Consider the following 18536-nt stretch of genomic DNA (forward strand, 5'->3'; position numbering starts at 1 on the left):
TTGTTTCAATTCTATTCTGTATTTTTTATTACAATTGGGTAGATATTAACCATAATTAAACACCACAGGGACCTGTGCCGAACGTCAGCTCCTTCCAATCTCGTCAACCCAGGCTGGCAGGCTTGCGCGCAGAGACCGATGTCACAGCTCCTTCCTCCCGTGATGACTTCCGATAAATCTTGGTCCCCGGCGCCAGCCCCGAGATGTGACCGATCTGTGAAATAACCATGCTCTTTTTGCCACTAGTGCGTATAATCGCCGCCCGGCGATTAATTAACCTGTGAAAGAGCACCAGAATGAGCACTACCAGCCTGATCCAACCCGACCGTGAATTGTTTTCCTATAAGCCTTATTGGGCCGAATGTTATGGCACCGCGCCGTTTTTACCGATGTCGCGCGAAGAGATGGATCAACTGGGCTGGGACAGCTGCGATGTGATCATTATCAGTGGTGACGCCTATGTCGATCACCCAAGTTTTGGCATGGCGATTATCGGCCGCATGCTGGAAGCGCAGGGCTTTCGCGTGGGCATCATTGCGCAGCCGGACTGGAGCAATAAAGAAGATTTCATGCGTTTGGGCAAACCGAACCTGTTTTTCGGCATCACCGCCGGCAACATGGACTCGATGATCAACCGCTATACCGCTGACCGCAAACTGCGCCACGATGATGCCTATACCGCCGGCAACGTGGGTGGCAAGCGTCCGGATCGCGCCACGCTGGTTTACAGCCAACGCTGTAAAGAAGCTTATAAAGATGTGCCGATTGTCCTGGGCGGCATTGAAGCCAGCCTGCGTCGCATCGCTCACTATGATTACTGGTCGGATACCGTGCGCCGCTCGGTGCTGGTGGATTCCAAAGCCGACATGCTGATCTACGGCAACGGCGAACGTCCGTTGGTGGAAGTGGCGCACCGTCTGGCCGCCGGTGAAAAAATCAGTGAGATCCACGATATCCGTAATACCGCAGTGATGCGCAAGGGCGCATTGCCAGGCTGGACCGGCGTGGATTCTACCCGGATGGACAAACCGGGCCGCATTGAGCCTATTCCCAACCCTTACGGTGATGACCTGCCGTGTGCCGACGGCGGCAAGCCGGAGCCGGAAGCCAAGCCAGTCACCGTACGTGCTGCCAAGCCGAAGCCGTGGGAAAAAACCTACGTGCTGCTGCCTTCCTTCGAAAAGGTGAAGGCCGACAAGGTGCTGTACGCGCATACCTCGCGTATTTTGCATCATGAAACCAACCCGGGCTGTGCCCGTGCGCTGATGCAGTCACATGGCGACCGCTACGTGTGGATTAACCCACCAGCTATCCCGCTGACCACGCCGGAAATGGACAGCGTGTTTGCCCTGCCGTACCAGCGTATTCCGCATCCGTCCTATGGCAAGGAAACCATTCCAGCCTATGACATGATCCGTTTCTCGGTCAACATCATGCGTGGCTGCTACGGCGGCTGTTCATTCTGTTCGATCACCGAGCATGAAGGGCGCATCATCCAGAGCCGTTCGGAAGACTCCATTATTCGTGAAATCGAAGAGATCCGTGACAAGGTACCGGGCTTTACCGGCGTGATCTCCGACCTAGGCGGCCCAACCGCCAACATGTACATGCTGCGCTGCACCAACCCGCGCGCAGAGCAGACCTGCCGCCGCGCCTCGTGCGTGTATCCGGAAATCTGTACCTACATGGACACCAACCACGAGCCGACCATCAAGCTGTATCGCCGTGCGCGTTCGCTTGAGGGCATCAAGAAGATCCTGATCGCCTCAGGAGTACGTTACGATCTGGCAGTAGAAGATCCGCGCTATATCAAAGAATTGGCTACCCACCACGTGGGTGGTTATTTGAAGATTGCTCCGGAACACACCGAGGAAGGCCCGCTGTCGAAAATGATGAAGCCGGGCATGGGCAGCTACGATCGGTTTAAACAACTGTTTGACCATTACTCCAAGCTGGCGGGCAAAGAGCAATACCTGATCCCGTATTTCATCTCTTCGCATCCGGGCACCCGCGATGAGGATATGGTGAACCTGGCGCTGTGGTTGAAGAAAAACCGTTTCCGCCTCGACCAGGTGCAGAACTTCTACCCGTCACCGATGGCTAACTCCACCACCATGTATTACAGCGGTAAAAACCCGCTGAGCCGGGTCGGTTACAAGAGCGAAGATGTGGTGATCCCGAAGGGCGATCGTCAGCGTCGCTTGCACAAGGCGCTGTTGCGTTATCACGATCCGGCCAACTGGGCGATGATCCGTACTGCGCTGGAAGAGATGGGTATGAAGCACCTGATCGGCAGCCGTCGCGAGTGTCTGGTACCGGCGCCAAGCATCGACGAGCAGCGTGAAGCCAAGCGCTTGCAGCGCCATACTCGTCCGGCGTTGACCAAGCACACCGATATCACCCGTCAGCGTACGCCGTCCAATAAGCCGCCACGCAAGCCGATCCGTAACAGCAAACCCTAACGGCCAGGTCAGGCGCTTAAACGAAAAGGAGAACCCCCGGGTTCTCCTTTTTTGCTTTTGAACATCACAATTGTTCGTAGGCGGCTTCCACTTTCATCAAATGGCGTGGCGCCTGCGAGGAAGGATGGTATTTACGGACATGCCAGTTAAAGGCTTCCGGCGACAGATTGTTAATCATTGAGATGGCCTGTTGACGGTTACTGGAGAAGGTCCGCAACAGTGCACCGGTGCCATTCACGTAGGCGATGATGGTGGCGTAACGCATGGTGACAGGATCCTCGATCCCTTTAAGCTGCTGTTTTTGCAAGGTGGCAATATAGGCGGCACCGAGATCGATATTGGTATCGGGATCCAGCAGATCGTCTTCGTCCGGGCAACCGCGTTTTCCTTTATAGCGATAGGCATCGCAACCGGCGGTATCGGCTTTCAACTGCATTAAACCGATAGCATTTGACCGGCTGATGGCTGCCGGGTTAAAGCCGGACTCCACCTTGATCATCGCGGCGATCAGTTTTTGGTCGACATCGTATTTATCCGCAGCATCTTCAATCGCATCATCAAAAGCGTGAGCATCGTAGCTGGTGCGTGGTTTTTTGCTGGAACAACCGGCCAGGATCAGCATCAGGCAGACAATGCCTGCGCGTGACCAGCCTCGTAGAGTGGGGTTCATGGTGCTCCGTCTTGTTTTTGCTGGGATAAAGTCGGGCATCATAACATCTCCGTCAGTGCCTGTTCGACATACAGATAACCAATCCCCATCACCTGCTGTGCGCGCGTCAGTTGGCCAAAACCGATATGCGTGGCCTGAGCCTGGATTTGGTCGTGTCGGTCGAAAGGGTTGAAACCGGTCTGGCTGATGATGGTGTCCAGCCAGGCCTGACCGAATCCACAGCTGCGACCATACAGATAAATACGGTTGATATTGAGGATGTTAAGGAAGTTATACAGGCTCAGCCCAATCGCCTGGGCGGCGCGTTGCACCAATACCTGCAACGCAGCATCTCCCTGATGATAACGAGCAATCAGTTCAGCGGTGGTGGGGGTTTTAATCCTTTCGCCCTCCTGCTGTGCCCAGGGGGTGACTTTGAGCTGAATGCGGGCCTTTTTCTTCAGCGCCGACAGCGAAGCGATGGTTTCCAGACAGCCGTAGCGGCCACAGGCGCAGAGGCTGCCATCGGGGTCGATAATGGTATGGCCAATCTGACCGCTGCCAAACAGGCTGCCCCGGTAAATCTGCTGGTTAATCACGAACGAGGATCCTATACCGTAATCGACGTTAATCACGCAAAAGTCCTGCAGATTAGCGTTATTTTGCCACTTTTCCGCCAACCCCAGCATCACGCAGTCGTTATCCAGCAAAACCTCGGTCTTCAGACGTTCTTCCAGCAGGTATTTTATCTCTACCGGACCTTCCCACGGGGCCTGTGGCATGCGCTGCGATACCCCGGTCAGCGGGTTGACCTGGCCGTGGATCGACAAAGCGATTTTTAGCGGCATGCCCTGCTGGCGGCTGTGCAGATGGTAGATCTGCACCATTTCCTGCAGCATCGCCTGCGGCGTGGTAGCGACAATCGGCAGTGGGGTGAAAGCGCTGCAAGGTGTCATCAGGCCGTCGACCACGATGCTTTCAATCAGATAGGGGGAGACGTTCAGACACAGAATACGTTGTCCTGCGGCGGCGATGCGATAGCTGCCACCTCCCAATCCGCGGCTGTGCAGGTTATGCGGATCGTGCTCTACCCGCTGCTCTTCCTGCAGTTCGTCGAGGATTTTGCCGACCGCAGGAATAGACAATTGCGAAAGCCGCGCCAACGTCGACTTGCTGGCAACCTTTTCCCGATACAGCAGCGCGCACAGCACCCGTTTATTAAAATTGCGCACCCGCTGGTTGTTCAAACCTTGCAAGGCCATTCATTAAACCCCGTTTAGTGTATTGCGTGATGGTAGCGCATAAAGTCATCAATTCTGTCATCTAGACTGCCTGAAACGCAATGTTCAGTATTTTTAGAGAGGAAAGCATGCACGGGACAGTCAAGGTTTGGCAAGAACAGGTTGAATTACCCACTTACGGTACCGGTGAGCAGGACTCGCACCCGATGTTCCTGGAAAACCGCGTCTATCAGGGATCTTCCGGCGCGGTTTACCCCTACGGCGTGATTGATACCCTGAGCGGTGAAAGATCCCTGCGCCGCTATCAGGCGGTCTATCTGGAAAATGACTACCTGCGAGTGATGCTGCTGCCGGAGCTGGGTGGGCGTATTCACCGGGCTTACGACAAGGTGCAACAGCGTGATTTTGTCTACCACAACGACGTGATCAAGCCGGCGCTGGTGGGGCTGCTGGGGCCGTGGATCTCCGGCGGGATCGAATTCAACTGGCCGCAGCACCATCGCCCGACCACCTACATGCCGGTGGATTGTCAGACTCAGCAACAGGATAACGGTGCGCAGACCGTCTGGCTGGGGGAAGTGGAGCCGATGCGCGGACTGCAGGTGATGGTCGGTTTCACTCTGTATCCCGACCGGGCGTTGATCGAAATCAGCGCCAGGATCTTTAACGCCAACCCGACACCGCGCCATTTCCTTTGGTGGGCCAACCCGGCGGTGAAGGGCGGGGACGATCACCAGAGCGTGTTCCCACCGGATGTGACCGCCGTTTTTGACCACGGCAAGCGCGATGTGTCTTCGTTCCCTATCGCCACCGGCACCTACTACAAAGTGGATTACTCGGCTGGCGTGGATATTTCGCGTTACAAGAATATCCCGGTGCCGACGTCTTATATGGCGCACAAGTCGGACTATGACTTTGTCGGTGCCTACAGCCACGATGAGCAGGGCGGTTTGCTGCATATCGCCGATCACCATGTGTCCCCCGGCAAGAAGCAATGGAGTTGGGGCCACGGTGAGTTTGGCCAGGCCTGGGATCGCAACCTGACCGACAGCAACGGCCCGTACATTGAGCTGATGACCGGGGTTTACACCGATAACCAACCGGACTTCACCTGGCTCGATGCTTACGAAGAAAAATGCTTCGTACAGAATTTCCTGCCCTACAACACCCTCGGCATGGTGCAGAACGCCAACACCCGTGCGGCATTGAAACTGGAAAGCGACGGCCGGCAGTTGGTATGGGGGCTGTATGCGGTTGCGCCATTGCTGCAACATCGGCTGGTGATCCGCAGCGATAGCGACCAACAGTTGCTGCTCGACCGCCGTGTCGATCTCAACCCCGGAGCGGCGCTGTTGGAGACCCTGAGCGGTGATTTCCCGGGTCGCCTGACCATGGAATTGTCGGACTCGCAAGGGCGCAGCGTACTCAGCTATCGCCAGCATCAGGCCGATCCGGCAGCAGAACTGCCGCAGCCTGCCAAAGCGCCACGGGAAGCCGGACAAATCGACAGTGCGGATGAGGCCTGGTTTATCGGCCAGCATCTGGAGCAATACAATCACGCCAGTCGTTCGGCATTCGACTATTACCAGCGCGGTCTGGAGCTGGATCCGCTTGATTATCGCTGCAATCTGGCTCTGGCGACGCTGGAATATAACCGCGCCAATTTCAAACGCGCCATCGCCTATGCTGACGACGCGCTGGCACGCGCACATCACCTAAACCGTAACCCACAGTGCGGATTGGCCAGCCTGATCCGCGGCTGCGCTCATGAACAATTGGGTGACGACAGCGCGGCCTATGAAGATTTTTACCGCGCCATCTGGAGCGGCAATGGTAAACCGGGTGGCTTCTACGGCTTGGCACGAGTCGCGGCACGGCGCGGGGATGATGCGCAGGCGCTGGAATTCTGTGAAAGCAGCCTGAGCGTTAATGCCAGCCATTACCCACTGATCGCCCTGAAGGCACTGCTGTTGCAACGCCTGGGTCAGGGGGAGCAGAGCCTGGCCTATATTGCGCAACAGCTGGCCGCTCGCCCATTGCATTACAGCCTGCATTACCTGCGCTATGCGCAAACCCGCGAAGCGGTCGATTTACAGCGTTTGCGGGCGGTGACGGGCTGCCGCGGTATCAATGCGCTGACGATTGCCGGTCAACTGTGTGAGTGGGGGGCCAAACGGCAGGCGGTTGAACTGTTGACGCTGCTGGACAGCCAGGAAACCCTGCCACTTTATCTGCTGGCCAGCTTGCGCAAAGGCGAGGTGAGCGACAGTGAATACCAACAGTTGCTGGCGCAGGCGCGCGACAGCTTTAGCCGACAGGTGCGCTTTCCCAATACGCTGAACGAAGTACAGATGCTGAGCCAACTGCCGGAGTGCGATTTTGCGCAGTACCTGTTGGGTTGCTTCCATTACAGCAAGCGCAACTACTTGCAGGCGGTGGCGTTATGGCAGCGCTGTGTCGAGCGACAGCCGGGGTTTGCCGATGCCTGGCGCAACCTGGGGATCTACAGCTTCAACAAGCTCCAGCAGCATGATGTCGCGCTGGAATATCTGCAGCGGGCGTTCGCCCTGCAGCCTGATGATGCCCGGTTACTGTTCGAGCTGGATCAACTGAATAAGCATCTGCGAGCGGCTCCTGAACAGCGGCTGGCCTTGCTGGAACAACATTTACCGGTGGTGGCCAGGCGTGACGATCTTACTGCCGAACTGCTGAGCCTGTACAACCAGTGCGGGCGGCTGAGTGACGCGCAACAGGTCCTGCAACAACGGCAGTTCCACCCGTGGGAAGGCGGTGAAGGCAAGGTCACCGGCCAGTACCTGATCAACCTGCAGCGGTTAGCGTTTCAGGCGCTGCAACAGGGTGAGTTACTGCAGGCACATGACTTGCTGCAGTCGGCGTTGCACTACCCGCACAATCTGGGGGAGGGCCGCCTGGCCGGACAAAGCGACAATGATATTTACTATTGGCTCGGGATCGGTGCTGCCCGCCAGGGCAACCTCGACGCTGCCGCAGGCTATTGGCAACAGGCCTGCGCGGGGCACAGCGAGCTGACGCAAAGCCGCTATTACAACGACCAACCGGTGGATTATCTGTTCTATCGCGGCATGGCGCTCAGGCAACTTGGGCAGTCAACGCAGGCCGAACAGGTGTTCACGCAAATGCAGCAATGGGTGCACCAACAGCCTGAGGTGTCGCCTGGCGCCGATTTCTTTGCCGTTTCTCTGCCGGATCTGATGGCATTGGACAACGACCTGCAACAGGCCCATCAACAGCATTGCCTGCTGGTGACGGCGCTGGCGCAGTTGGGATTAGGGCAGCTCACGGCAGCGCAGCAAACGTTGAAAGCGTTGCTGGCGTGCAATCCGGCGCATGACAAAGCGCATTTATTCAGTGTACTGGCCGAAGCCTTAGCAAACTGATGCCCGAAGGAGGTTGATGTGACGAATAAACTGAACATGTCCTATGTCTGGACCATCTGCCTGGTCGCCGCCTGCGGCGGCCTGTTATTCGGCTATGACTGGGTAGTGATCGGCGGTGCCAAACCCTTTTACGAGGCGTACTTCGGCATTACCGATCCTGCGCAGTCCGGCTGGGCGATGAGCTCGGCGCTGGTGGGCTGTATTTTTGGTGCCCTGATCTCGGGGCTGCTGTCGGATCGTTTTGGCCGAAAGTTGCCGCTGGCGATCGCCGCGTTAACCTTCGTGATCTCCGCCTGGGGCACGGCCATGGCCACCAGCTTCGATGCCTTTATCTTTTATCGCATTGTCGGTGGAGTCGGTATTGGTCTGGCTTCGGCTCTGTCGCCGGTGTATATCGCCGAGGTCAGTCCGGCGGCGCAGCGGGGTCGTTTCGTGGCGGTGAACCAACTGACGATCGTGATTGGCGTGCTGGCGGCGCAGTTGATCAACCTGTTGATCGCCGATCCGGTGGTGGCCAATGCCAGCCAGGCGGATCTGCTGGCCAGTTGGAATGGGCAGATTGGCTGGCGCTATATGTTTGGCGCTGAACTGGTACCGGCGCTGGCTTTCCTGCTGTTAATGCTGGCCGTCCCCGAATCACCGCGCTGGTTGGCGAAGGCTGGGCGTCATGAGCAGGCGCAGCGGGTATTGAGGCGTATCGGTAACGAACAATACGCACGGCAAACACTGACGGAGATCCGCCAGACGCTGGACAAGGACAGCGGCAAGGTGCCATTCCGTGCTTTGCTGCGCGGGGATGTGCGACCGGTGCTGGTGATTGGCATTGTGCTGGCGGTCTTCCAGCAGTGGTGCGGTATTAACGTGATCTTCAACTATGCGCAGGAGATCTTCGCTTCGGCAGGGTTTGATATCAACGATACCCTGAAGTCGATCGTTGCCACCGGGTTGATCAACCTGATCTTCACCCTGCTGGCCTTGCCGCTGGTGGATCGCATCGGTCGACGCCGGTTGATGTTGATCGGCGCCTGCGGACTGACGGCTGTCTACCTGCTGATGGCGGCGGCCTATGCCTATGGTCTGTTGGGTCTGCCGGTACTGCTGCTGGTTCTGGTTGCCATCGCCATTTATGCCGTCACGCTTGCGCCGGTCACCTGGGTGCTGCTGGCGGAAATTTTCCCCAATCGTATCCGTGGCGCGGCGATGGCGGCAGGCACCTTTGCCCTGTGGGTCGCCTGCTTCGTGCTGACCTACAGCTTCCCACTGTTAAATGCTGCGTTAGGCGCCGCGGGCAGTTTCCTGCTGTACGGCGCGATCTGCCTGGCCGGAGCACTGTTTATCTACGCCAGAGTGCCGGAAACCAAAGGCATCACGCTGGAGGCGCTGGAGCAGCAGCTCGTCCCGACAGGAGCTGCCGCCGGCAAGGAAAAAGAGTTTACTTAACTCTGTTTAGTTTAATGCGTGATCCTGTGGTGAAAAGTAATCAACTTGATCATTTAGTGTAATGAGTTGGTGCTCTGGGACTGGGCCGCACAGGCGGCAAGTCCCGGCCATCAGTCGCAATAATGAAAATATGCAGCAAGGGGTTAATAAACATTAACTGGAGAACAACAATGTTGCTGAAAAAAATAAGACACATGATGTTAGCCATTACCGGGGTCATCGTTATTTTTAGTACAGGGGTGCAGGCCAAAGACGAGAAGATGACTATTGGCGCCATTTATCTTGATACCCAGGGATATTACGCCGGGGTGCGCTGGGGGGTACAAGATAGCGCAGACAAGGCCGGTGGCAAAATTGGCATTATAGAAACCAACGCACAAGGGGATGTTTCTAAAGAAAGTTCGTTTATCGATACCATGATCGCGCGCGATGTGAGTGCCGTGGTGCTCTCTGCCGTTTCAACCAACGGCAGTGTGCGGGCGATTAAACGTGCCCACGAAGCGAATATTCCGGTGATTTGTTACAACACCTGCATTAACGAGAAGGGTGTAGATAAATATGTCTATGCCTATCTGGTAGGGGACCCATATGAATTTGGTAAGAAACTGGGGAATAGCGCGGCCGATTACTTTATTGAGAAGAAAATAACGGAGCCGACAATTGCGGTGATTAACTGTGAGGCATTTGAAGTCTGCGTACAGCGCCGTAAAGGTTTTGAAGATGCGCTGAAGGCGAAAGTACCGGGCATGAAGATAGTCGCCAATCAGGAAGGTACGGTGCTGGATAAAGCGATATCGGTGGGTGAGAAACTGCTGATTTCATCCGGCAAGGTCGATGCTATTTTCGGTGAATCCGGCGGCGCTACGCTTGGTGCCGTTAAAGCCGTTCGCAATCAGAACAAGGTCGGGCAAACCGTGGTGTTCGGCTCGGATATGACCACTGAAATTGCCCAGGAGCTGGCAAACCGGCAAGTGCTGCAAGCGGTGGTGGATATCTCCGGCAAGAAGATGGGGGCATTGGCATTTGCTCAGGTGATGAGTGCCATTAACCGGCAGCCGGTCGCTCAAAAAGTGGTGCAGGTACCGATAGATCTCTATGCCACCACGCAGAGCGCGACTGACTGGCTGGCGACTCACAAAGATGGCTTACCTTGATGCAGGAGACTCCCATGAGCGACAGGGTCTTGAGCAGTCTGGCACAGCAACCGGTGGTGGCCTGTATCCAGTCCGGGCATAAACGCTACCCGGGAGTGGTAGCGTTGCAAGATGTTAATTTTACTCTGCGCCGTGGTGAGGTGCGCGCGTTACTCGGGAAAAACGGCGCGGGTAAATCCACATTAATCCGCATGCTCACCGGTAGCGAACGGCTGGATGCCGGGCAGGTCTTTATCGGTGAACAACAGTTGGATGGGCCGGAGGAACAGTTGACGCGCCGTGCCGCCAGGCTCGGTGTACGGGCTGTCTACCAGGAGTTAAGCCTGGTGCAGGATATGAGCGTAGCGGAAAACCTGTGCCTGGGCGTCTGGCCGCAGCGTGCCGGGGTGATTGATGCCCGGCGCATGGCAGAGCAGGCGAAACGGGCGCTGGACCGGCTGGGAGTTGATATCGACCCACAACAATGGGTGCGTGATCTGAGCCCGGCGCAGCAGCAATTGGTGGAGATAGCCCGCGTTATTCAGGGGGATCCCAAAGTGGTGATCCTCGATGAGCCGACCAGTTCGCTGGCCAATGCCGAGGCGGATCTGGTGGCTGCGGCGGTGATGCGCCTGTCTGCTGCCGGCATTGCGGTGGTGTATGTCAGCCACCGGATGAATGAAATCCGCCGGCTGGCGTCCTCCTGCACCATCATGCGTGACGGTTGCGTGGCTGGGGATGTGGCGTTGGATAACACTTCAACTCAGCAGATTGTCGACCTGATGTTAGGCCATCAGGATCACCACACTCAGTGGGTCACGGCACCTGTCGGGGGCGAAACGGTGTTGGCGGTCAGACAGCTATCGTTACCACCAAAATTGCATCAGGTCAGTTTTGAACTGCGGCGTGGTGAAGTCCTGGGCATCGCCGGGTTACTGGGGGCGGGCCGCAGCGAATTGCTGAAAGCGATTGTCGGCCTGACGCCCTTTACCGAAGGTGAACTGGTGTTGGACGGGGAAACGCTGATTGCCCCGAATTATGCCGGTATGCTCAAACGCGGTATGGCCTACACCCCAGAAAACCGTAAGGCTGAAGGCATCATGCCGCTGTTGGGGGTGGATGAAAACACCGTGATGACCGACAGCCGTGCGGTAAGCCGTTATGGCGTGCTGAACTGGCTGAAGATCAAACAAGCGACGTCGGCGATCGTCAGCCGTATGCGGGTGAAAACGGCAGCGACCGGTACGCCGATCGTGACGCTCTCTGGGGGTAACCAGCAAAAGGTGGTGATTGGTCGTTGGGTTTATGCCAGGAGCCGGATCTTATTGCTTGATGAGCCGACCCGTGGTGTCGATGTAGAAGCCAAAAATCAAATCTATCGCATCGCCCGTGAATTAGCGGCGGAAGGGAAAAGTATTATTTTCGTGTCCAGTGAAGTCGAGGAGTTACCTCAGGTTTGCGACCGGATCTTATTGTTACAGCAGGGAAGGATAGCGAAGGAATTTATCTCACCCGTGGACGTTGAACAATTGATGTCTGAAGTGCTGATGATCCAATAATTTTGCCGTTATTGCATACGCCGGAGGTAATGACAATGTCTACATTGGTACCTGAAATGAAAATAGCCAAGACCCATAAATTATCCAAGCATGCCAATGAGCTGGGCTTGCTGGCTATTATTATCGTGTTATATCTCGTGTTCTCTATTTATGCTCCCGGGTTTATTTCGCTGAACAATCAAATGAACATATTACGCGATGCAGCCACTATCGGCATTGCTGCCTGGGCGATGACGTTAATTATTATTTCCGGGGAAATTGACGTCAGTGTGGGGCCGATGGTGGCGTTTATATCCGTGATCCTGGCGTATTTGATGCAATACGCGATACCTCTGCCGATCGCGCTGATCTTGTCTCTGCTGTTGGGGGCGGCCCTGGGATCGGTTGCCGGGGTGCTGCGTGGCAGGTTCAACGTGCCGAGTTTTGTTGCCACGTTGGGGTTGTGGAGCGCATTGCGCGGCATGGGGCTGTTTATGACCAACGCGCTGCCGGTACCGATCGAAGAAAATACCGTGCTGGATTGGTTGGGCGGCCAGGTGCTGGGGCTGCCGGTGTCAGCGGTGATTATGCTGATCCTGTTCGTGGTGTTTCAGTTTATCAGCAAGAAAACCGCTTTTGGCCGTTCGGTATACGCGATTGGCGGTAACGCCGGCGCGGCACAACTGTGTGGGATCAACGTCAGGCGCATTCGTGTGCTGCTGTTCACCATCGCCGGTCTGCTGGCCGCAGTGACGGGCATTTTGCTGGCTGCACGCCTGGGTTCGGGTAACGCCGGGGCGGCCAGCGGTCTGGAGTTCGACGTGATTGCTGCCGTGGTGGTGGGCGGCACCGCCTTGTCCGGCGGACGTGGCTCAATGCTCGGCACCCTGCTTGGCGTACTGGTGATCACCCTGATTGGCAGTGGCTTGGTGTTACTGGGCATTAACTCCTTTTTCCAACAGGTGGTCAGGGGTGTCATTATTGTATTGGCGGTGCTGGTGAATATTATTGTGATGCAAAAGAACAGTAAGCAATAATATTTCATTGCGCACAAAAAATTCTTTATTAAATTTTAAAGGAAAATAACATGGGAAAAATGTTGGCAGCTTATTTGCCCGGAAATTCCAGTGTAACGCTGCGTGAGGTTGATATTCCACAGCCGGGTATTGGCCAGGTGTTGATTAAAATGAAATCGTCCGGTATTTGCGGTAGCGATATTCATTATATTTATCACCAGCATCGGGGGACGGCGGCCGCGCCGGATCAACCTTTATATCGGGGATTTATTAATGGCCACGAACCCTGTGGCCAGATCGTGGCTTTGGGGGTGGGTTGTCGGCATTTTCGCGAGAGCGATCGTGTGCTGGTGTACCATATTTCCGGCTGTGGTTTTTGCAGTAACTGTCGCCGGGGTTACCCGATTTCTTGCACCGGTGAGGGCAAGGCCGCTTATGGCTGGCAGCGGGATGGCGGGCATGCCGACTACCTGTTGGCGGAAGAGAAAGATTTGATCCATCTGCCAGACTCGCTCAGCTATGAAGACGGCGCTTTTATCTCCTGCGGCGTCGGTACGGCCTATGAGGGCATTGTGCGGGGTGAAGTCTCCGGCAGCGATCACGTGCTGGTGGTGGGACTTGGCCCGGTCGGCATGATGGCGATGATGCTGGCGAAGGGCCGTGGGGCGAAAACGGTGATTGGCGTTGATGTTATCCCTGAACGTCTGGCCACCGCGAAAAAGTTGGGGCTGATGGATCACGGATTCCTGACCGGCGACGGCGTGACAGAGCGTATTCGTGAACTGACGGCGGGCGGTGCCAATGTGACGCTGGACTGTTCCGGCAATGCCAAAGGTCGCCTGCTGGCGCTGCAAGCCTCTTCAGACTGGGGCAGGGTGATCTACATTGGTGAAACCGGCAAGGTTGAGTTCGAAGTCAGCGCCGACCTGATGCACCACCAGCGGCGGATCATTGGCTCCTGGGTCACCAGCCTGCACCATATGGAAAAATGCTGCACCGATCTGCATGACTGGAAAATGCATCCTCATGCTGCCATTACCCACCGTTTCAACCTTGAGCAGGCCGCAGAGGCTTATGCGCTGATGGCTTCTGGCCAGTGTGGCAAAGTGGTCATTAACTTCGCCGATTAACTCCGGAGGCAATATGGCCTTGTTCAGGTTGGATAATGGCAGTCTTACGCTGGTGGTTTCATCCTTGGGTGGCAGCGTGCTGAAACTGGCTGCACATAGCCCAGAGGGGGAAATCCCTTTGTTACGGCCGGCAACGCTGAGTGAAGACACTCCGGCGTTGCAATCGGGCTGCTTTCCGCTGGTGCCCTTTGGCAACCGGGTCAACCAAAATCGGTTCAGTTTCGAAGGACGGGACTATGCGCTTTGCCCCAATACAAGTTGGGATCGGCATTACCTGCACGGCGATGGTTGGCTGCAGCAATGGCAGTGCATTGAGCAGCGCAGCGATTTCCTTCGTTTAAGTTATCAGCATGCCGAAGGGTCTTATCAGTACCGGGTTGAGCAATGTTTTACCCTGGATCAGCAGCAACTCAGAATCGAACTGCGGGTGGAGCATGGTGGCGAAAGCCCGATGCCTTATGGGTTAGGTTGGCACCCGTATTTTCCGTTAACGCCGGATACCCGGGTGCAGGCACCGGCTCAGGCCTACTGGCTGGAGGCCGAAGAGTGGCTGGCGGGCGAACAGGTGCCGCTCAGCGAGGAAATGGACTTTAACCGGTTGGCCGCGATCCCCCGTCGCTGGGTGAATAACGGATTTGGCGGCTGGAATGGCGAGGCAAAGATCCAGTGGCCGGAGCAGGGTAGCCAACTGCAAATGAGCACCGAGCCTGCCTGCCCGGTGTACTTTATGTTTGTTTCCGATCCGGCGTTCGATCCGGGTTATCAGTTCGAATTCTTCTGCCTGGAACCGATGTCGCACGCCGCCAATGCGCATAATATGGCGGGGCTGGGTGGGTTGCGCCGCCTGGCTAAAGGTGAGAGCTTCAGCCAGGCCATGCTGCTCAGTTATTCAGCGCTTTAAGTCCGAAAATTAAAATTCGGATCTCCTTCACAGAACCCGTTTAAACCCTGCAACCGGTTACTGAAACCGGTTGCAGTTTTTCCGTTTTTGAAACCATACTCATTCCTCAACTGACCCATTTGCGTTTATTGGCTACAGGAGAACGGATGAAAAAAATATTCTTATGCTGCGCCGCTGGAATGTCGACCAGCATGGTCGTCAATAAAATGAAGAAGGCTGCCGAACAGCAGGGTATTGAGGTGGATATTATCGCCGTGGGTATTGAGGAGTTTGAAACCACGCTGGCGAATTATCAATGTTGTCTGCTTGGACCGCAGATTAAATATAAGCTGGCCGATTTTAAAAAGATCGCCGACAGGGAAAATAAACCGATCGCGGTGATTAACAGTATGGATTACGGCATGATGCGCGGCGATAAAATCCTCGCCGAAGCCTTAACGATGATCGCACAACACTGATCCCAGCAGGGCCGCCTGCTGCAGCCTGTTGCCGCCGGCTTTCTCGCCCTGTGACCATTGACTCAGAACGTCCCGAGGGTTGAACCATGAGTATCAGCCAGGCCGCATTCAATTTTATTGAAAACCGTATCAGCCCGATTGCCGGTAGGCTCTCGACCCAGAGACATATTATGGCGATCCGCGATGGCTTTATTTCCGCGATGCCATTTATGATTGTCGGCTCCTTTTTATTGGTCTTTGCCTACCCGCCTTTTTCCGCCGACAGCAGTTGGGGAATAGCCCAATGGTGGCTGGGGGCGGCAGAGAAACATCAGGTGGCGATTCTTACCCCGTTTAATATGACCATGGGGATCATGTCGATTTATATTACTGCTGCTATCGCTTATAACCTGGCGCAGAGCTATAAGCTCGATCCCTTTATGGCGGCGATGCTGGCGCTGATGTCGTTTTTACTGGTCGCCGCGCCCCAGACTGAAAAGATGCTGCCGACCGCTGCGCTGGGGGGCGTAGGGATCTTCACCGCCATTCTGGTGGCGGTCTACACCACCGAACTGATCCGTTTTCTCAAACTGCACAATATCGGTATCTCGTTACCGGAACAGGTACCGGCCAAGATCAAACAGTCGTTCGATCTGCTGATCCCGATCCTGGCAGTAGTGATCACTCTGTATCCGCTCAGCCTGCTGGTGCAGCACCAGTTTAATTTACTGTTGCCGCAGGCGATCATGGCATTGTTCCAGCCGCTGATTTCCGCCGCCGACTCGCTGCCGGCAATACTGCTGGCGGTGTTGATCGGCCACCTGTTGTGGTTCGCCGGTATTCACGGCGCGGTGATCGTCTCTGGCATGCTACAGGCTTTCTGGCTGACCAATCTGGGCATCAATCAGGATGCGTTGGCTGCTGGCCACCCGATGCCGCACATCTTTATGGAGGCTTTCTGGACCTTCTTTATCGTCATCGGCGGATCCGGCGCCACCTTTGGGCTGGTGTTGCTTTATCTGCGCAGCCGTTCGGCGCACCTGCGGTCGATCGGCAAGCTGAGCCTGGTGCCGAGCTGTTTCAACATCAATGAACCGGTGATCTTCGGCACGCCGATCGTCATGAACCCCACCTTCTTTATCCCGTTTATCACTGCGCCGATCGTCAATTCGATCATTGCCTATTCGGCAGTGAAGCTGGATCTGATCGGTCGGGTGATCTCGGTGGTGCCCTGGACCGCACCGGCGCCGATTGGCGCCGCCTGGGCCACCGGTTGGGATTTCCGAGCCGCGCTACTGGTGCTGCTGTTGGCGGCGGTATCGGCATTGATCTATTACCCGTTCTTTAAGGTCTATGAGCAACAGTTGCTGGATCAGGAAGTGAGCGAAGCGGATCAGATTGAACAGACACAAGGAGTCACCGAATGATCGACATGGAAACGGCGGTAATGGAATTGATCATCAACGCCGGTGAGGCGCGCAGTTGTGCCATGCAGGCGCTGTACGCGGCGCGAAAGTATCAGTGGGATCAGGTAGATATTCTGCTGGCGGAATCGCAGTTGGCGGCGAAGCGCGCTCACGCCACCCAGACCGAGCTGATCGGTTTTGACGAGGGGGAAGGCAAGCTGCCGGTCAACCTGATTATGGTGCATGCGCAGGACCACATCATGAACGCCATGCTGGCGCGCGATCTGGTGGAGGAGCTGGTGAGAATTTACCGATTACTGGAGCAGAACGGGGTGCAAAATCAATGAGCGTTTTTCCGAAGGATTTCCTGTGGGGCGCGGCGACCGCCTCTTATCAGGTTGAGGGCGGCTTTGATGCCGATGGCAAGGGCCTGTCCAACTGGGATCTGTTCTCCCATCTGCCGGGCACCACTTATCAGGGCACCAACGGCGACGTGGCGGTCGATCACTACCATCGCTTCCGCGAGGACGTGGCGCTGATGGCCGAGTTGGGGATGCAGACCTACCGGTTTTCGATCTCCTGGCCACGGCTGTTGCCGCAGGGGCGGGGCGAGGTGAATGAAGCCGGGATCCAATTCTATAGCGATCTGATCGACGAACTGTTGAAGCACAATATCAAGCCGATGATCACCCTGTACCACTGGGATCTGCCGCAGGCGTTGCAGGACGCGTTTGGCGGTTGGGAATCACGTGAGATTGTTGATGCGTTCGATGAATATGCCCGTCTGTGTTATCAGCGTTTTGGCGATCGCGTCGAGCTGTGGTCCACCTTCAACGAAACCATTGTGTTTATCGGCATGGGCTATTTCACCGGGGCGCACCCGCCCAAGCTGACCGATCCTAAAAAGGGCATTCAGGCTTGTCATCACGTGTTCCTGGCCAATGCCCGCGCGGTGAAAAGCTTCCGTGAAATGAAGATCAACGGTCAGATCGGCTTCGTCAATGTGCTGCAACCGAACGATCCGATCAGCGATTCGCCAGAGGATCGCCGTGCCTGCGAGATCGCCGAGGGGATCTTCACCCACTGGCTGTACGATCCGGTGCTGAAGGGCGAATACCCGGCGGAGCTACTGGCGATGGCGCAGCAGGCCTTTGGCGTGCCGCATTTCGCGCCGGGAGATGAGGCGTTGCTGAAGGACAATATCGTCGATTTTATCGGCCTGAATTACTACAAGCGCGAAATGGTGGCCCACAACGACGACGTCGAGGGCTATGCCATCAACACCAGCGGCCAGAAGGGCAGCGGGCGTGAATTGGGTTTCAAGGGGCTGTTTAAACTGGTGCGCAACCCGAACGGTGTCTACACCGACTGGGACTGGGAGGTTTATCCGCAGGGGCTGACCGACGCCATTGGCCGCATCGTCAAACGCTACGGCAACATTCCGATCTACATTACCGAGAACGGCCTGGGTGCCAAGGATCCGATCGTCGGGGGGGAAGTGCGCGATCAACCCCGCATTGACTATCTGCGCGATCATATTCAGGCGATCGGCGCGGCGATCGAGCAGGGCGCTGATGTGCGCGGTTACTACCCCTGGTCGTTTATTGATCTGCTCTCCTGGCTCAACGGCTACCAAAAGCAGTACGGCTTTGTGTACGTCGATCACGACAACAATTTGGCACGCAAGAAGAAGCAAAGTTTTGGCTGGTATCAGCGGGTGATCGCCACCAATGGCGAGCAGTTGTAGCGGGGAATAAAACAGCC

General features: G+C 56.1%; 14 protein-coding genes. 12 read left to right on the forward strand and 2 right to left on the reverse strand.

Features of this window, described 5'->3' with window-relative positions; translation table 11 throughout:
* Positions 1-296 precede the first annotated feature (296 nt).
* A complete protein-coding gene (locus tag BEI65_RS10675) occupies positions 297-2462 on the forward strand; it encodes a YgiQ family radical SAM protein (RefSeq protein WP_099063301.1) in 2166 nt (721 codons plus the stop codon).
* A 64-nt stretch (positions 2463-2526) separates the two neighbouring features.
* Here the strand turns inward: BEI65_RS10675 and BEI65_RS10680 are convergent, their stop codons facing one another.
* Positions 2527-3132 (reverse strand): transglycosylase SLT domain-containing protein, encoded by a 606-nt coding sequence (locus BEI65_RS10680; protein WP_099063302.1) that lies wholly within the window; start codon positions 3130-3132, stop codon positions 2527-2529.
* A gap of 38 nt (positions 3133-3170) precedes the next feature.
* Positions 3171-4373, reverse strand: coding sequence for an ROK family protein (locus BEI65_RS10685; RefSeq protein WP_099063303.1), 1203 nt, complete (start codon positions 4371-4373; stop codon positions 3171-3173).
* 107 nt (positions 4374-4480) lie between these two features.
* On the opposite strand from BEI65_RS10685, the gene BEI65_RS10690 reads away from it, so the two are divergent.
* From BEI65_RS10690 to BEI65_RS10740, 11 genes are all read left to right on the forward strand, one after another.
* A complete protein-coding gene (locus BEI65_RS10690; protein WP_099063304.1) occupies positions 4481-7771 on the forward strand; it encodes a DUF5107 domain-containing protein in 3291 nt (1096 codons plus the stop codon).
* A 36-nt stretch (positions 7772-7807) separates the two neighbouring features.
* Positions 7808-9211 (forward strand): sugar porter family MFS transporter, encoded by a 1404-nt coding sequence (locus BEI65_RS10695; protein ID WP_099063403.1) that lies wholly within the window; start codon positions 7808-7810, stop codon positions 9209-9211.
* Positions 9212-9384: 173 nt separating this feature from the next.
* A complete protein-coding gene (locus tag BEI65_RS10700; protein WP_369804760.1) occupies positions 9385-10365 on the forward strand; it encodes a substrate-binding domain-containing protein in 981 nt (326 codons plus the stop codon).
* 14 nt (positions 10366-10379) lie between these two features.
* A complete protein-coding gene (locus BEI65_RS10705; RefSeq protein ID WP_198404429.1) occupies positions 10380-11903 on the forward strand; it encodes a sugar ABC transporter ATP-binding protein in 1524 nt (507 codons plus the stop codon).
* 29 nt (positions 11904-11932) lie between these two features.
* Positions 11933-12919, forward strand: coding sequence for an ABC transporter permease (locus BEI65_RS10710; RefSeq protein ID WP_099063307.1), 987 nt, complete (start codon positions 11933-11935; stop codon positions 12917-12919).
* A 50-nt stretch (positions 12920-12969) separates the two neighbouring features.
* Positions 12970-14028, forward strand: a complete 1059-nt coding sequence (locus BEI65_RS10715; protein ID WP_099063308.1) for a zinc-binding dehydrogenase — start codon at positions 12970-12972, stop codon at positions 14026-14028.
* A 13-nt stretch (positions 14029-14041) separates the two neighbouring features.
* Entirely contained in the window at positions 14042-14929 is an 888-nt protein-coding gene (locus tag BEI65_RS10720) for an aldose 1-epimerase (protein WP_099063309.1), read from the forward strand.
* Between the two features lie 146 nt (positions 14930-15075).
* Positions 15076-15387 carry a PTS sugar transporter subunit IIB gene (locus tag BEI65_RS10725; protein WP_085119233.1) on the forward strand — a complete coding sequence of 104 codons (312 nt, stop codon included), beginning with the start codon at positions 15076-15078 and terminating at the stop codon, positions 15385-15387.
* Positions 15388-15473: 86 nt separating this feature from the next.
* Complete coding sequence (locus BEI65_RS10730; RefSeq protein ID WP_099063310.1) at positions 15474-16793, forward strand: PTS sugar transporter subunit IIC; 1320 nt, start codon at positions 15474-15476, stop codon at positions 16791-16793.
* A complete protein-coding gene (locus BEI65_RS10735) occupies positions 16790-17119 on the forward strand; it encodes a PTS lactose/cellobiose transporter subunit IIA (RefSeq protein ID WP_099063311.1) in 330 nt (109 codons plus the stop codon). The genes BEI65_RS10730 and BEI65_RS10735 overlap by 4 nt, the downstream gene beginning before the upstream one ends.
* Positions 17116-18519, forward strand: coding sequence for a GH1 family beta-glucosidase (locus BEI65_RS10740; RefSeq protein WP_099063312.1), 1404 nt, complete (start codon positions 17116-17118; stop codon positions 18517-18519). Before BEI65_RS10735 ends, BEI65_RS10740 begins: the two co-directional genes overlap by 4 nt.
* Positions 18520-18536 lie beyond the last annotated feature (17 nt).

This window comes from Serratia sp. BW106, from assembly GCF_002607755.1.
GTDB classification, from domain to species: Bacteria; Pseudomonadota; Gammaproteobacteria; order Enterobacterales; family Enterobacteriaceae; genus Serratia; species Serratia proteamaculans.

What these genes read in the sequence shown, in the direction of transcription:
- BEI65_RS10680 (WP_099063302.1), bottom strand. Translation starts at nt 3,132, where the DNA reads ATGAACCCCACTCTACGAGGCTGGTCACGCGCAGGCATTGTCTGCCTG.
- BEI65_RS10715 (WP_099063308.1), top strand. Translation starts at nt 12,970, where the DNA reads ATGGGAAAAATGTTGGCAGCTTATTTGCCCGGAAATTCCAGTGTAACG.
- BEI65_RS10705 (WP_198404429.1), top strand. Translation starts at nt 10,380, where the DNA reads ATGAGCGACAGGGTCTTGAGCAGTCTGGCACAGCAACCGGTGGTGGCC.
- BEI65_RS10685 (WP_099063303.1), bottom strand. Translation starts at nt 4,373, where the DNA reads ATGGCCTTGCAAGGTTTGAACAACCAGCGGGTGCGCAATTTTAATAAA.
- BEI65_RS10690 (WP_099063304.1), top strand. Translation starts at nt 4,481, where the DNA reads ATGCACGGGACAGTCAAGGTTTGGCAAGAACAGGTTGAATTACCCACT.
- BEI65_RS10725 (WP_085119233.1), top strand. Translation starts at nt 15,076, where the DNA reads ATGAAAAAAATATTCTTATGCTGCGCCGCTGGAATGTCGACCAGCATG.
- BEI65_RS10740 (WP_099063312.1), top strand. Translation starts at nt 17,116, where the DNA reads ATGAGCGTTTTTCCGAAGGATTTCCTGTGGGGCGCGGCGACCGCCTCT.
- BEI65_RS10735 (WP_099063311.1), top strand. Translation starts at nt 16,790, where the DNA reads ATGATCGACATGGAAACGGCGGTAATGGAATTGATCATCAACGCCGGT.
- BEI65_RS10730 (WP_099063310.1), top strand. Translation starts at nt 15,474, where the DNA reads ATGAGTATCAGCCAGGCCGCATTCAATTTTATTGAAAACCGTATCAGC.
- BEI65_RS10675 (WP_099063301.1), top strand. Translation starts at nt 297, where the DNA reads ATGAGCACTACCAGCCTGATCCAACCCGACCGTGAATTGTTTTCCTAT.
- BEI65_RS10720 (WP_099063309.1), top strand. Translation starts at nt 14,042, where the DNA reads ATGGCCTTGTTCAGGTTGGATAATGGCAGTCTTACGCTGGTGGTTTCA.
- BEI65_RS10710 (WP_099063307.1), top strand. Translation starts at nt 11,933, where the DNA reads ATGACAATGTCTACATTGGTACCTGAAATGAAAATAGCCAAGACCCAT.
- BEI65_RS10695 (WP_099063403.1), top strand. Translation starts at nt 7,808, where the DNA reads ATGTCCTATGTCTGGACCATCTGCCTGGTCGCCGCCTGCGGCGGCCTG.